This is a genomic window from Streptococcus oralis, assembly GCF_006175905.1.
In the GTDB taxonomy this organism is placed as follows: Bacteria; Bacillota; Bacilli; order Lactobacillales; family Streptococcaceae; genus Streptococcus; species Streptococcus oralis_BG.
Map to the genome: position 1 here is coordinate 82,286 of NZ_SSNB01000001.1, position 12,726 is coordinate 95,011.

A 12,726-nucleotide genomic window follows, 5' to 3' on the forward strand; every position below is an offset into this window, starting at 1 on the left:
TTTTTTACCTTTTCTCTTTCTGGGATTTTTCTTTCATTCTATTGCGACGAGATTGGAGAAAATCAGCTACAGCAGGCTCTAGCTGGTCTCTAGAAAGGACCTGAACAGTCCTTTCTTTTGACAAGGCTTGAGCGATTTGTTTGCCATAACGCTTGCTGACGACACGACTGTCTAAAATCACAGCAACCGAACCTTGGTCAGACCGTCTAACAGTACGACCAAGGGCCTGCTTTAACCGAATAATCGCCATCGGTAACTGATAATCATAAAAAGGATTTTTCCCTTCTTGACGCAGCTCTTGGTTTAGTTTTTTGGTTAACGGTTCTTGGGGATTTTGGAAAGGCAATCTCGGAATCACTTGAATCACGCAAGGATGGGTTGAAAAATCAACTCCTTCCCAGAAACTGCCTGTTCCAAGCAAGATCTGACGTTCACCTTTTTCAAAACGTTTTTTCAGTTGGCTTGGTTCCCCATTTTTATACTGAGCTAGATGCGGTTGGTCGAGCAGGTCCGAAACTGCCAGCAACATCTCTTTTGAGGTAAACAAAACCAATAAGGGTTCTTGAAAGGCTTGTAAGCTTCGAATGACAGAAGCCACTTCACTAGCATAGTCAAAAGGCGAAACTTCTGTCACAAGAGGAAAATCATTGACTAGAAAGACTTCTTGTTGCTCCTGTTTTGCTACATCAAGCCTAACAAGCGGAGCGTCTGGAAATCCCAATAAATCTGCTAAGGAAACCCGGTTGCTGATTTCAAGAGTGGCCGATACTCCTAGGAGCCTACAATCTTCTGGCAATAAATCTGCTAGTATAAAGCGGCCTTTTTTACTTGAACAAATCAAGACATCATTGCTCGATTTCTCGGCTATAGCAAGCCAAAATTCACGGTCCGAGGTGAAAAAGTTTGCAAGCTCTCGATACTCTGGGAGAGCTAACTCCGAAAAATGCTGGCGCAAGTGTTCGAGAGAATCCAACCACTTTCCATTCTTAAGGCCTGACTGGTAGTGCTCTATCAAGTAACGACATTCAAAGCCAATACTCTCAAGCAAGCGCTTCTGAACCAAATCTTCCTCTGACTCTATGGACTTATCAAGCTGGGTTACAAGTTCCTCAAGGCGATAAGCCTGCTGGGCTAGATTTTCGAGAGCTAGCAGCATTTTTTGTACTTCATCCAAGATCAGCAAACGGTTATCGACAAACTCTGGATTGTCCTCCAAACGAGTGACCAGATAGGCATGATTGGTCAGAAGAACACGACTGGTCTTGACCTTTTCCTGCCCTCGTTTCCAAAAATCCTCTGTAGCAAATAAACTTTTCTTTGAAAGCTTGCCATCGTGGACTAGTTCAGGCAGAAAGTGCTGATAGCGATAAAGTTGCCCGATTTCGTCTAAATCACCAGTCTCTGTCTCCGTTAGCCAGATGAGCAGTTGCATTTTAAAGCGTGTAAAAAGGCGATTGGACTCCGGTCGATGGAGAATTTGATGAAAAGCATCCAATTTCAAGTAATTTTGAGGACCCTTGAGACTATGAATTTCCAGATGGAAGACCTCTTTTAAGCGCTGACCTTCTTCTTGCATAATCTGATTTTGAAGAATTTTGGTCGGAACACTCACTAGGATACCTGCTTGACTCTCCAAGTTCAAAGCTGGGAGGAGATAACCATAAGTCTTGCCCAGTCCCGTTTGGGCTTGGATAAAGGAAGTCTGGTGTTCTTCCAATAAGTGCTCAATCTTCTCCGCAAATTCCAACTGTTGCGGACGCTCCTCCAGCCCCAATAAAGAAATGTTTTTAGCAAAGTCTTTGGATAACTTTCGTGGGACTAAGGCTTTGCTTTCCTTTCTGAGGAAAAGTCCATGAAGTTCCATCAAGTCTGGCGAAGACAAGAGAGATTGTTGCTGATAGACCTCCTCAATCACCAGATAACTTTCATAGAGAAGGTTGTCTGCAAGGTTTAACAAGCTTTCTAAAAGCCCTTTTGGTAGCTCAAAAAGTTTTTGACGCATGTAAAGCAAGAGTTCAGCTGTTGCCTGAGCATCTGACAGGGCAGTATGGGCATGTTCCAGCTCAATGCCCAACTCTTGACAAAGGATACCTAAGTTATACTTTTCAAACTGAGGATACAGAACTTGGGCAAGCTCAACTGTATCCACCCGAGGTGTACGCAATTCATATCCTTCAAAAAAGAGAAATTCTGCAAGAAGGTTGGCATCAAACTGTACATTATGCGCAACAAAAATATCGTCCTTAACCAATTCAAAAATTTTTCCGGCCACCTGAGAAAACTCTGGTGCCGCAGCCAAGCGTTGATCGGTCAGACCTGTTAATTCTTTGATATGAGAATCCAAGGGTTCGTGGGGATTGACATCAGTCGCATACTGATCGATGATTTCACCATTCTCAATCACCACAATGCCTACTTGAATAATTTTTGCCTTGCTTCCGGTGCTGGTCGCCTCTAAATCAACGACCACATACCGATCATTTCTCGCATTCATCATTAAAAATTATATCAAAAAAAGCATGATTTGACACCCCTCAACTTTGATAACAATCTCACTTTCCTTGTGAGTTTGAGTAAAAACCCAGACCTTAAAAGTGAGAATTTCACGCAAGTTCAGCAGTTGATTCCTGATTCTGAGGTATTTGAAAACCTTATTAACAAAGCTACATCAACATAAAAAGACAACCAAGGAATTAGTTGCCTTTTTGAGATATTTTTTTCATTGTTTTTGAGAGTAGCTTGCTAATTTCTGTTGGCAAGACAAGGTAGTTTTCTTGAGCTAGTTCTTGAGCAATGGCTGAGTGCAGATGAGTCGCTGCCACCACTCTTTCATAGAGACTGACTTGGTCAAACTGACCTGCAAAACCTGCAATCATCCCAGCCAGAGTATCTCCCATCCCACCAGTTGCTTGATAGGGGCCTCCAACCTGTAACTGATAGTATTCAGGTTTGCCAGCTTGCCAGATACGAGTTGCTGGCCCCTTCTCGACTAGAATCGTTCCTTGTGGAAAAGATGAAAGAGCCCTAGCAGTCGTCTCTGTATTTTGATGGTCAAGAGCTGTACCAGATAATCTTTCCCATTCCTTTTGGTGGGGAGTTAGGATGAGCTGACTGGAAGGAAACGGTAACTGGCCGTTTGCTAAGATGCCCAAAGCACCGCCATCTGCAATCAAAATCTGGTCTTTTCTAAGGCTGTCAAAGACCCGTTTTACGAGTTCTTCTCCAAATGCATCCTCTCGCAAACCCGGACCTAGCAAGACAACTTCTGCCTTTTCCAACTGCTCTTTTAACAATTGCTGGTCTTGAAGAGAAAATGCCATGGCCTCAGGTAAATGACTGTACAGAGCCGGAATATTCTCCTTATCCGTGCCAACAGTCACCAAACCAGCGCCGCTTTTTACAGCTGCAATGGCTGACATGATGATAGCACCTCCATAAGGATAGGTTCCACCAAGCAAGAGCAGACGGCCATAGTCTCCTTTATGACTGGTACGAGAACGTTCAATAATGACTTTTTCTAGTAAGGCTTGATCAATCACTTTCATCGTTTTTCCCTCTCACTCCATTATACTACAAAAGGAGGGGCAAACCTCCTTCTATCTATTTTCCCTTAAATTCCGCAAAAGTCTGTAAGATTTTAGCTGCTACTGCTGGAGAAGGTTCTCCTTTTAGCTCTAACGTGTCATCTGCATATGGAGTAAGGCCAGCAAAATCTCCTATCTGGACAGAATAGAGAGACGTTTTAAATAGTTCAATATCGTTTTGGTCATTTCCAAAAGCGATGAAGTTCTCCCCACATAACTTTTCAACAGTTGTCGCCTTATGAGTATCCAAGGGATTAACATAAAGGCACTTTTCATGCGCATGATAGGAGAGATGAGCCTGTCCTAGTCTTTCTAGCTGACCAAGCAGATCATCAAGCAACTCCTCATGGTCACCCATATAAACGACTACCTTAATCGGAGTACCTAAGTCCTCGAGTTTCTGATGACGAGCTACCTTTAGGGGATCCACACTGGAAATAAATGGAATCTTCTCTACAATCTGACCACTATAGTCAAAGCAATCGTCCACAAAGAAAGGGAGATTGTAGGTCTGGCAATAATCCACTAGCGCCTGATAAACTCTAGCATCGAGATTTCTTTCATAGATAGCTTTCCCCAGATAATAGGCTACGCCACCATTCAAACCTATAACCAAACGCTGACTGAGTACAGGACCCAACAAGCCCAAACAATCCCGATAAGAGCGAGCTGAGGCAAACACAAGCTCATGCCCATAATCTTCAGCCTTTAAAAGAACCTGCTGAATCTCCTCATCTATGGTCATGTAGTCAAAAGATAGCGTTCCATCCAGGTCAAATACGAATTTCATCTTCCTAGTCCTTGTTTAGTGTTCGAAGCGCTGCCTGATAGGTTTGCTCCATTAGCATGGTAATCGTCATAGGGCCAACTCCACCCGGTACAGGTGTGATGTGGCTGGCAAGTGGTGCAACAGCATCATAATCAACATCTCCACAAAGCTTGCCATTTTCATCTCGGTTCATCCCAACGTCAATGACAACCGCTCCTGGTTTGACAAAGTCAGCAGTCACAAACTTAGCGCGACCGATAGCAACCACTAGAATATCTGCCTTAGCAGCCACCTTGGCAAGATGATGGGTGCGTGAGTGGGTCAAGGTCACAGTCGCATTTTTAGCCAAAAGAAGCTGAGCCATGGGTTTTCCAACAATATTTGAACGACCGATGACAACCGCATTTTTACCTTCCAAGTCAATCCCATACTCATGAAACATCTCCATAATTCCTGCAGGTGTTGAAGGAATCATAACTGGATGACCAGACCAGAGGCGACCCATGTTTAGGGGATGGAAACCATCCACGTCTTTTTCGGGGTCAATGGCTAATAAAACTGCCTCTTCGTCAATATGTTTTGGCAAAGGTAACTGGACTAAAATCCCATGCCAAGCTGGATCTTGATTGTATTTGGAAATCAAGTCTAACAATTCCGCTTGGGTAATGGTCTCTGGAACTCGCACTACTTCACTACGGAAACCAGCAGCCCGGGCTGAACGTTCCTTGTTACGGACGTAGACTTGGCTGGCTGGATTATCTCCAACCAAAATCACCACCAAGCCTGGAACTAAACCTGTTTCTTCTTTTAGTTTGGCCGTCTTTTCAGTCAACTGTCCTTGTAACTTAGCCGCAAGAGCCTTCCCATCAATAATCTGTGCCATATCTCTTCTCTTTTCTATCAGATATCCCCTATTATAACAAAAAATACCTTGTCATTCTAACATTTCTTGACTAATAGAGCTTATAGTTTGAAACTATAAGAAAAAGCTCTTGTCGAGCTTTTAGCGCCTATTTATATAGGCAAATCTGTCATGCTTTCTTTTTAACTTTTAGAGCCGGTAAGACTTCATACATATCCTTGATTAGTTTCGCTAGAAATGACTTATCTTCAAGGTCGTCTAGTAAAATCATCTCCTTAGCTCCTTCATAAGGACGTTCAAACCTAGTCTGTCCCAGTTGATCCAAGACCACCTTCACAGGCTTCAGTAACAAACGATTATCGTAGATTCCTCCAATAATCTTTCCACGATAATAAAGGATATACTCTCCCATCATTGGACGATAACTCATCTCCTCTAGCTCTGATAGCTGTTCGAGAATAAAATCTAAATATTCTTTACTGGAAGCCATGATGCCTACTCCATTTCTTCTAAAAATGAGGTCTTACAAAACCTTACTCAAAAATTCCTTGGTCCGTTGTTCTTTTGTTTGATCGAAAATCTCCTCTGGTGTTCCATCTTCGACAACAACTCCATCCGCCATAAAGATAACACGGTCTGCTACCTCACGCGCAAAGCCCATTTCATGAGTCACAATCACCATGGTCATCCCTGATTTAGCGAGGTCTTGCATAACAGCTAGAACCTCACCAACCATCTCAGGGTCTAGTGCTGAAGTCGGCTCATCAAAGAGCAAAACATCTGGTTCCATAGCAAGTCCACGTGCAATGGCAATCCGTTGTTGCTGACCACCTGACAAACTCTGTGGATAGGCCGTCGCCTTGTCTGGCAAGCCAACTTTTTCTAACAGTTCCTGTGCTCTTTTCTCCGCAACTTCCTTGCTTTCACCTTTGGTTTTAATTGGTGATAAAGTGATATTTTCCATCACTGTCATATTGGGAAAGAGGTTGAATTGTTGGAATACCATGCCCATCTTTTCACGCATGGCAAAAAGGTCATTTTTCTTATCTGTGATATCAACTCCTTCAAAGATAACCTTGCCTTTACTTGCTTCTTCAAGTAGATTCATCGAACGAAGGAGGGTTGATTTCCCGCTCCCTGACGGACCGATAATGACCACAACTTCTCCTCGTTTAATCTCAAGGTTGATGCCTTTTAAAACTTCATTTTTCCCAAAAGACTTATGTAGTTCTTCAATTTTAATCAAGGTTTCTGTCATTATTTCTTGTCTCCTTGTCCAATATGTTTTTCAAATGCTTTCAACGCCACTGTCAAAACAGAGGTCATAATCAAATAGTAAAAGGCTGCAAATAAAAGGGGAGTCAACGGTAAATAAGTTGTTGTCGCTACAGTCGTTGCACCATTCCACAACTCCATCACCCCAATTGCCGACAAGAGGGAACTATCCTTGATAATGGTGATAAATTCATTTCCCAGAGCTGGAAGAATATTCTTGATAGCTTGTGGCAAAATGACATAACGCATGGCATTTTTCGGACGAATACCAAGAGAGTAAGCGGCCTCTAACTGCCCTTTAGGAACCGCATTGATCCCCGCACGAACAGTTTCTGAAACGTAAGCTCCACTGTTCATAGAAATAATCAGAATACCAGGAATCAAACGAGAAAGATCAACTCCTAAAATCCCCACTTGGATAGTTGGAGCGTTGATATGCATAAGAGCAAAGGCAATCATAATCTGAACCATCATTGGAGTACCACGGAAAATCCATACATACACATTTGCAAACCAGACAAGAGGTTTAAAACGTGAACGTTGAGCAAAGGCCAATAAGACACCTAGAATGGTACCAAAAAAGACTACCAGAATTGAAATCACTACCGTGACAAGAGCACCATAATTAAAATAAGGTAAATACTTTGGTAAAAAAGAAAAATTCATATTCGATCAACTTTCTATGTGTTAGATTGTATGATTATAACATGAATTGAATTAAAATGCAATCCTTTTTCCCCTAATTTTAACAATTAACTTGATAGAATAGAGAAATAGAGAGAAATCACAGTTTTTTTCTAGTCAACTACCTCTTGTTTATGGTAAAATAGTAACGATAAGAAATGGAGGAGAATCATAATGGAATCACATTTGGTTAGAATCATCAACCGCCTAGAAGCTATGACAAAAGATGGCGGAAATCTAAAACGTAATTTTGAACGTGAAGGAGTTGTCGTCGCAGAAGTTGCATACAGCCACGACGAAGAAAACGGATCACTCTTCACCCTTCGCGATGTAGAGGCTCGTGAAACTTATACCTTTGATAGCATTGATTTGATTGCAATGGAGATCTACGAACTCCTTTACTAATATAAAAACAGCGGGCAGTAAGTCCCGATGAATGAGAATCCTTTTTGTCACCACAAATGGGATTTTTTCTTACCTCCAATGTCGCTGGATTCTCCATAAATCCCTCTTTTAAAAACGACCACTTCCCAATCTTTTTACTTGCTTTACACCTTAATCATGCTATAATGAGAGTATAAAACTTTGACTATTTTTGACCTTTTTTCTTAGGCCAAGAATAAGAATGAAATGAGGTAGATGTATGCTCTGTCAAAACTGTAAAATTAACGACTCAACAATTCATCTGTATACCAATATCAATGGACAGCAAAAGCAAATTGATCTCTGTCAAAATTGCTATAAAATTATCAAAACAGACCCAAACAATACCCTCTTTAAAGGAATGACTGACCTAAACAATCGTGACTTTGATCCTTTCGGCGACTTTTTCAATGATTTGAACAATTTCAAACCTTCTTCAAATAACGTCCCTCCAACTCAATCTGGTGGGGGATATGGAGGAAACGGTGGTTATGGACCTCAAAACCGAGGCCCGCTTCAAACACCTCCTAGCCAAGAAAGAGGACTCCTAGAGGAATATGGTATCAACGTGACTGAAATAGCTCGTCGAGGAGATATTGACCCTGTTATTGGTCGAGATGAGGAGATTATCCGCGTTATCGAAATCCTCAACCGTCGAACCAAGAACAATCCTGTCCTTATCGGAGAACCAGGTGTTGGTAAAACAGCCGTTGTCGAAGGTTTAGCTCAGAAGATTGTCGATGGCGATGTTCCTCATAAACTCCAAGGCAAGCAGGTCATCCGTCTGGATGTGGTCAGTCTAGTCCAAGGAACAGGGATTCGAGGCCAATTTGAAGAACGTATGCAAAAACTCATGGAAGAAATCCGCGAACGCGAGGATATCATTCTCTTTATCGATGAAATCCATGAAATTGTTGGTGCAGGATCTGCTGGCGATGGCAATATGGATGCAGGAAATATCCTCAAACCTGCTCTTGCCCGTGGTGAATTGCAAATGGTTGGTGCCACTACTCTCAATGAATACCGCATCATTGAAAAAGATGCTGCTCTAGAGCGCCGTATGCAGCCTGTCAAGGTAGATGAACCAACTGTCGAAGAAACCATTATCATCCTCAAAGGGGTTCAAAAGAAATACGAAGACTACCATCACGTCAAGTATACTGATGCTGCTATCGAAGCTGCTGCAAATCTTTCCAACCGCTATATCCAAGACCGCTTCTTACCTGACAAGGCTATTGACCTTTTGGACGAAGCCGGTTCAAAGATGAATCTGACACTGAACTTTGTTGATCCTAAAGTGATTGATCAGCGTTTAATTGAAGCTGAAAATCTCAAGGCGCAAGCTACACGAGAGGAAGACTTTGAAAAGGCTGCTTATTTCCGCGATCAGATTGCCAAGTACAAAGAAATGCAAAAGAACAAGGTGACCGATCAGGATACTCCAATCATCAGCGAAAAAACAATCGAACATATCATTGAGCAAAAAACCAATATCCCTGTTGGAGAACTCAAAGAAAAAGAACAGTCTCAACTCATCCATCTAGCAGACGACCTCAAAGCTCATGTCATTGGTCAAGATGAAGCTGTCGATAAGATTGCCAAAGCCATCCGTCGTAATCGTGTTGGTCTTGGAACTCCTAACCGTCCAATCGGAAGTTTCCTCTTTGTCGGACCAACTGGTGTCGGTAAAACAGAACTTTCCAAACAACTAGCCATTGAACTTTTTGGTTCTGCTGACAGTATGATTCGCTTTGATATGAGTGAATACATGGAAAAACACAGTGTGGCTAAATTAGTCGGTGCCCCTCCAGGCTATGTAGGCTATGACGAAGCTGGTCAACTGACTGAAAAAGTTCGTCGCAATCCTTACTCACTCATCCTTCTTGATGAGGTCGAGAAAGCCCACCCAGATGTGATGCACATGTTCCTTCAAGTCTTGGACGATGGTCGTTTGACTGATGGGCAAGGACGAACAGTTAGCTTTAAGGATGCTATCATTATCATGACCTCAAATGCGGGTACTGGTAAGGCCGAAGCCAGCGTTGGTTTTGGAGCTGCTCGTGAGGGTCGAACCAACTCTGTTCTCGGTGAACTCGGCAACTTCTTTAGTCCAGAGTTTATGAACCGTTTTGACGGCATTATCGAATTTAAACCTCTCAGCAAGGACAACCTTCTCCAAATCGTCGAACTCATGCTAGCGGATGTCAACAAACGCCTCTCTAGCAACAATATCCACCTCGATGTGACTGACAAGGTCAAGGAAAAGTTGGTTGACTTGGGATATGATCCAAAAATGGGGGCGCGCCCACTCCGCCGCACCATTCAAGACCATATCGAGGATGCCATCACAGACTACTACCTTGAAAACCCAAGTGAGAAAGACCTCAAGGCAGTTATGACAAGCAATGGCAATATTCAAATCAAATCTGCCAAAAAAACTGAAAAAACAGAAGAGATTGCTTCTGAAAGAGAAGAATAAATCTCATAAAAAGAACAGGAAACAAGATTTCCTGTTCTTTTTTTAATTCTCTTCTTGAACTTGATAGCGAAGAATTGTTTTCAATTTGCTTGGCTCCGTTCGATGAAGGTTATTGAGATAAATTTCTCGGTGGACTTCCGAAGTTCTTTTGAGTTTATGAAGTTGACAAAAATGCTCCATCTCTGCAAAAGTCTCATTTTCTGTATCAAAAGGTCCTACATGAAGCATGGCAAGACTTTGACCTTCTTCTATTTTTTCAAAACGAATTGCCTCATAGAGAATATTTGGCTTCTTGATTATGACCTCTTCCAAAGCTTTTTCAAATAGTTCTCTCGTAATAAAACCGGGTTGCCCAATCATAATGCTATAAGAAAGCTCACTTTTCACCAGTTCTCCTTCCTTCTCCTTTTTCCATACACCTTCTAAAGGAAAGACAGTAAAATCAGTGTAAACCTCATCCAGAGGATCTTTTTTATACTTCATCTTTATCGCATAGGCTAAGGCATATAAGGTCCCTACGCATTCTGAAAAATCTTCTTGATTTGGATCACCTTTACCATCGATTACGATATAGGATTGACCAGGTACCTGCAAGATAGTGGGCCTAGCCTTCACTTGATAAAGAGCTTTCGCTTCTTTTCTCCATTCGTATTTCATTTGGTTCTTCTCCTTTCTATCTCTAGTATAGCATTAAAACCTTGACACCTTTTGTCCAGGTTTGTAAAGTTTTTGGATTTTTTCTAATTTAGAAAGAAATCCCTTCTTTAGATGATTGGGGGCGAGTATTTCCACCCCATCTAGATAAGACAGGAGGTAAGTATACATACTTTCATGCTCTGGTAGGACTGTCTTGACATAATAACACCCATCTTTCCCCAAGCTAATCTCATCTTCTGAAAAATCTTCATAAACCCGGAAAGCAAGCTTGGGACTAAACTTCAAGGAAACTTCGATTTGATGTGCCACTTGATCTGAACCATCAACCCAATCCTCCACATTTTTCTGCTTCACAGTTTCAGTTGTTAGGTGATAGTTTCTAATTCTAGACAATTTGAAAAAACGCCACTCTTCCTTCAAACAACAGTAGGCATGAAGGTACCAATCTCTCTTTTTAAATACGAGTCTAAAGGGTTCAACTGTACGAACCGTTTTCTGACCACTCCCACCCAGATAAGTGATTACCAGTCGCCTTTTCTCTAGAATAGCATGTTTGATGTTATCAAATAATTCTTTTTGACCTTCTCGCTTTCTCCAGTCAGTCAAGTCTACTTCTATCCAAGGGCTGGGAGAAACTTGAAAAATAGATTCCAACTTTTCAAGCAACAGGTCTTGCCTTTCATCAGTCAGGGCTTGAATCCCTTGCAAAGCTGACAGAAGTTCTATTTTTTCATCCTCAGATACCAAAGTGCGATCCAGAACAAAGTTCTTCATTAAAAAGATTCCGCCCGCCTTCCCAGGTATCGAATAAATGGGAATCCCCGCCATACTCAACCGCTCAATATCACGATAAATCGTTCGTACAGATACTTCAAATAATCGGGCTAATTCAGGAGCCGTTGTACTACCTTTTTCTAAAAGTAGATATAGGATACGAAATAGTCTTGATTCTACCATAAAATCACCTCTCTTTCATTATACCAGTTATAGTACTAGGTCTAGAAAGTTTAACGAGACAAATATTAATCCAAACAAAGTAGCTTTTTCTGCACAAGTTCGTTGGTTTATTCTTGACAGCTTGCCCCTCGTCCATTATGATAATAATAAAGATACTAGAGAATGAGGAAAATACAATGGAAAATCCCACTTTTGGTGAAAAAAAAGAGAATGTGACCTACCAGCACCGCTATGGTGTTTACGCAGTTATTCCTGATCCTGAAAAAAAACAAATCGTTTTAGTTCAAGCTCCCAATGGTGCTTGGTTCTTGCCAGGTGGAGAGATTGAAGCAGGCGAAGATCATCAAGAAGCACTGAAGAGAGAACTAATCGAAGAACTTGGCTTTACAGCTGAGATTGGAACCTATTATGGACAAGCTGATGAGTATTTCTACTCTCGCCACCGTGATACCTACTACTACAATCCAGCGTATCTCTATGAAGCTATTTCTTTCAAAGAAGCACAAAAACCATTGGAAGATTTTAATCATATTGCTTGGTTCCCTATTGACGAGGCTATTGAAAAGCTCAAACGTGGTAGCCATAAATGGGGAATTGAAGCTTGGAAAATCCAGCATGGAATTGGCTAAAATACACGATTTTATCCAAAAAGTGCTATAATAGAGTTAGAAAATCGGAGGAACTGTTATGAAGCTTATCAATACGACAAACTCACACTCGCAACTTGTTAAAAGCCAATTAGAAAGCACAGACGCAACTCTTGTCGAGGTCTATTCTGCTGGAAACACAGATGTAGTTTTCACACAGGCCCCGCTTCACTATGAAATCCTCATTTCCAACAAACACCGTGCTATTCGTGAACCTGAAATCGAAACCATCCAAGACTTCTTCTTAAAACGTAAAATCGATAAAGGAAGCATTGATGAAGCCAATATCAAGACGCTTTATTCAGATAAATTGATTGAGATTTCAATCCCTATAAAATAAGAAGACCAGCCAAAAGCTGGTTTTTTTTTGCAAAAAAGATTGGTAGTTG

Annotated in this window: 13 protein-coding genes; 4 read left to right on the top strand and 9 right to left on the bottom strand. The window is 41.6% G+C overall.

Features of this window, described 5'->3' with window-relative positions:
• Positions 1 to 4: 4 nt before the first annotated feature.
• The 7 genes from E7Y33_RS00410 to E7Y33_RS00440 form a co-directional block, all read right to left on the bottom strand.
• Positions 5 to 2,494: a bifunctional DnaQ family exonuclease/ATP-dependent helicase gene (locus tag E7Y33_RS00410; RefSeq protein WP_419865820.1), complete on the bottom strand. Its 2,490-nt coding sequence runs from the start codon at positions 2,492 to 2,494 to the stop codon at positions 5 to 7.
• A gap of 199 nt (positions 2,495 to 2,693) precedes the next feature.
• A complete protein-coding gene (locus E7Y33_RS00415) occupies positions 2,694 to 3,545 on the bottom strand; it encodes an NAD(P)H-hydrate dehydratase (protein ID WP_139689326.1) in 852 nt (283 codons plus the stop codon).
• A gap of 55 nt (positions 3,546 to 3,600) precedes the next feature.
• The gene (locus E7Y33_RS00420; RefSeq protein WP_139689327.1) at positions 3,601 to 4,374 is read right to left on the bottom strand and encodes an HAD hydrolase family protein; all 774 of its coding nucleotides are present in this window, start codon (positions 4,372 to 4,374) and stop codon (positions 3,601 to 3,603) included.
• A 4-nt stretch (positions 4,375 to 4,378) separates the two neighbouring features.
• Positions 4,379 to 5,236 (bottom strand): bifunctional methylenetetrahydrofolate dehydrogenase/methenyltetrahydrofolate cyclohydrolase, encoded by an 858-nt coding sequence (locus E7Y33_RS00425; protein ID WP_084860134.1) that lies wholly within the window; start codon positions 5,234 to 5,236, stop codon positions 4,379 to 4,381.
• Positions 5,237 to 5,384: 148 nt separating this feature from the next.
• Positions 5,385 to 5,705 carry a TfoX/Sxy family protein gene (locus E7Y33_RS00430; RefSeq protein WP_139689329.1) on the bottom strand — a complete coding sequence of 107 codons (321 nt, stop codon included), beginning with the start codon at positions 5,703 to 5,705 and terminating at the stop codon, positions 5,385 to 5,387.
• Positions 5,706 to 5,738: 33 nt separating this feature from the next.
• Positions 5,739 to 6,473, bottom strand: a complete 735-nt coding sequence (locus tag E7Y33_RS00435; protein ID WP_000140925.1) for an amino acid ABC transporter ATP-binding protein — start codon at positions 6,471 to 6,473, stop codon at positions 5,739 to 5,741.
• A complete protein-coding gene (locus E7Y33_RS00440; protein ID WP_139689330.1) occupies positions 6,473 to 7,156 on the bottom strand; it encodes an amino acid ABC transporter permease in 684 nt (227 codons plus the stop codon). Before E7Y33_RS00440 ends, E7Y33_RS00435 begins: the two co-directional genes overlap by 1 nt.
• Positions 7,157 to 7,348: 192 nt before the next feature.
• Here E7Y33_RS00440 and E7Y33_RS00445 point away from each other — a divergent pair, with 192 nt between their 5' ends.
• Together E7Y33_RS00445 and E7Y33_RS00450 are read left to right on the top strand one after the other, a co-directional pair.
• Positions 7,349 to 7,579: a DUF1797 family protein gene (locus E7Y33_RS00445; protein WP_000443577.1), complete on the top strand. Its 231-nt coding sequence runs from the start codon at positions 7,349 to 7,351 to the stop codon at positions 7,577 to 7,579.
• Between the two features lie 238 nt (positions 7,580 to 7,817).
• Positions 7,818 to 10,076, top strand: coding sequence for an ATP-dependent Clp protease ATP-binding subunit (locus E7Y33_RS00450; protein WP_139689331.1), 2,259 nt, complete (start codon positions 7,818 to 7,820; stop codon positions 10,074 to 10,076).
• 42 nt (positions 10,077 to 10,118) lie between these two features.
• Here E7Y33_RS00450 and E7Y33_RS00455 read toward each other — a convergent pair whose 3' ends face one another.
• Both E7Y33_RS00455 and E7Y33_RS00460 read right to left on the bottom strand, forming a co-directional pair.
• The gene (locus E7Y33_RS00455) at positions 10,119 to 10,733 is read right to left on the bottom strand and encodes a GyrI-like domain-containing protein (protein WP_139689332.1); all 615 of its coding nucleotides are present in this window, start codon (positions 10,731 to 10,733) and stop codon (positions 10,119 to 10,121) included.
• 33 nt (positions 10,734 to 10,766) lie between these two features.
• Positions 10,767 to 11,690, bottom strand: a complete 924-nt coding sequence (locus tag E7Y33_RS00460; RefSeq protein WP_139689333.1) for a helix-turn-helix transcriptional regulator — start codon at positions 11,688 to 11,690, stop codon at positions 10,767 to 10,769.
• A gap of 176 nt (positions 11,691 to 11,866) precedes the next feature.
• Between E7Y33_RS00460 and E7Y33_RS00465 the strand changes: the two genes are divergently transcribed.
• Both E7Y33_RS00465 and E7Y33_RS00470 read left to right on the top strand, forming a co-directional pair.
• Positions 11,867 to 12,319 carry an NUDIX hydrolase gene (locus E7Y33_RS00465; protein ID WP_139689334.1) on the top strand — a complete coding sequence of 151 codons (453 nt, stop codon included), beginning with the start codon at positions 11,867 to 11,869 and terminating at the stop codon, positions 12,317 to 12,319.
• 58 nt (positions 12,320 to 12,377) lie between these two features.
• Positions 12,378 to 12,677: a DUF1827 family protein gene (locus tag E7Y33_RS00470; protein WP_000767205.1), complete on the top strand. Its 300-nt coding sequence runs from the start codon at positions 12,378 to 12,380 to the stop codon at positions 12,675 to 12,677.
• Positions 12,678 to 12,726 lie beyond the last annotated feature (49 nt).

Excerpts from the sequence above, each read along its gene's own strand:
- E7Y33_RS00440 (WP_139689330.1), bottom strand. The coding sequence starts at position 7,156 with ATGAATTTTTCTTTTTTACCAAAGTATTTACCTTATTTTAATTATGGT.
- E7Y33_RS00450 (WP_139689331.1), top strand. The coding sequence starts at position 7,818 with ATGCTCTGTCAAAACTGTAAAATTAACGACTCAACAATTCATCTGTAT.
- E7Y33_RS00445 (WP_000443577.1), top strand. The coding sequence starts at position 7,349 with ATGGAATCACATTTGGTTAGAATCATCAACCGCCTAGAAGCTATGACA.
- E7Y33_RS00410 (WP_419865820.1), bottom strand. The coding sequence starts at position 2,494 with ATGAATGCGAGAAATGATCGGTATGTGGTCGTTGATTTAGAGGCGACC.
- E7Y33_RS00430 (WP_139689329.1), bottom strand. The coding sequence starts at position 5,705 with ATGGCTTCCAGTAAAGAATATTTAGATTTTATTCTCGAACAGCTATCA.
- E7Y33_RS00455 (WP_139689332.1), bottom strand. The coding sequence starts at position 10,733 with ATGAAATACGAATGGAGAAAAGAAGCGAAAGCTCTTTATCAAGTGAAG.
- E7Y33_RS00420 (WP_139689327.1), bottom strand. The coding sequence starts at position 4,374 with ATGAAATTCGTATTTGACCTGGATGGAACGCTATCTTTTGACTACATG.
- E7Y33_RS00425 (WP_084860134.1), bottom strand. The coding sequence starts at position 5,236 with ATGGCACAGATTATTGATGGGAAGGCTCTTGCGGCTAAGTTACAAGGA.
- E7Y33_RS00415 (WP_139689326.1), bottom strand. The coding sequence starts at position 3,545 with ATGAAAGTGATTGATCAAGCCTTACTAGAAAAAGTCATTATTGAACGT.
- E7Y33_RS00460 (WP_139689333.1), bottom strand. The coding sequence starts at position 11,690 with ATGGTAGAATCAAGACTATTTCGTATCCTATATCTACTTTTAGAAAAA.
- E7Y33_RS00470 (WP_000767205.1), top strand. The coding sequence starts at position 12,378 with ATGAAGCTTATCAATACGACAAACTCACACTCGCAACTTGTTAAAAGC.
- E7Y33_RS00465 (WP_139689334.1), top strand. The coding sequence starts at position 11,867 with ATGGAAAATCCCACTTTTGGTGAAAAAAAAGAGAATGTGACCTACCAG.
- E7Y33_RS00435 (WP_000140925.1), bottom strand. The coding sequence starts at position 6,473 with ATGACAGAAACCTTGATTAAAATTGAAGAACTACATAAGTCTTTTGGG.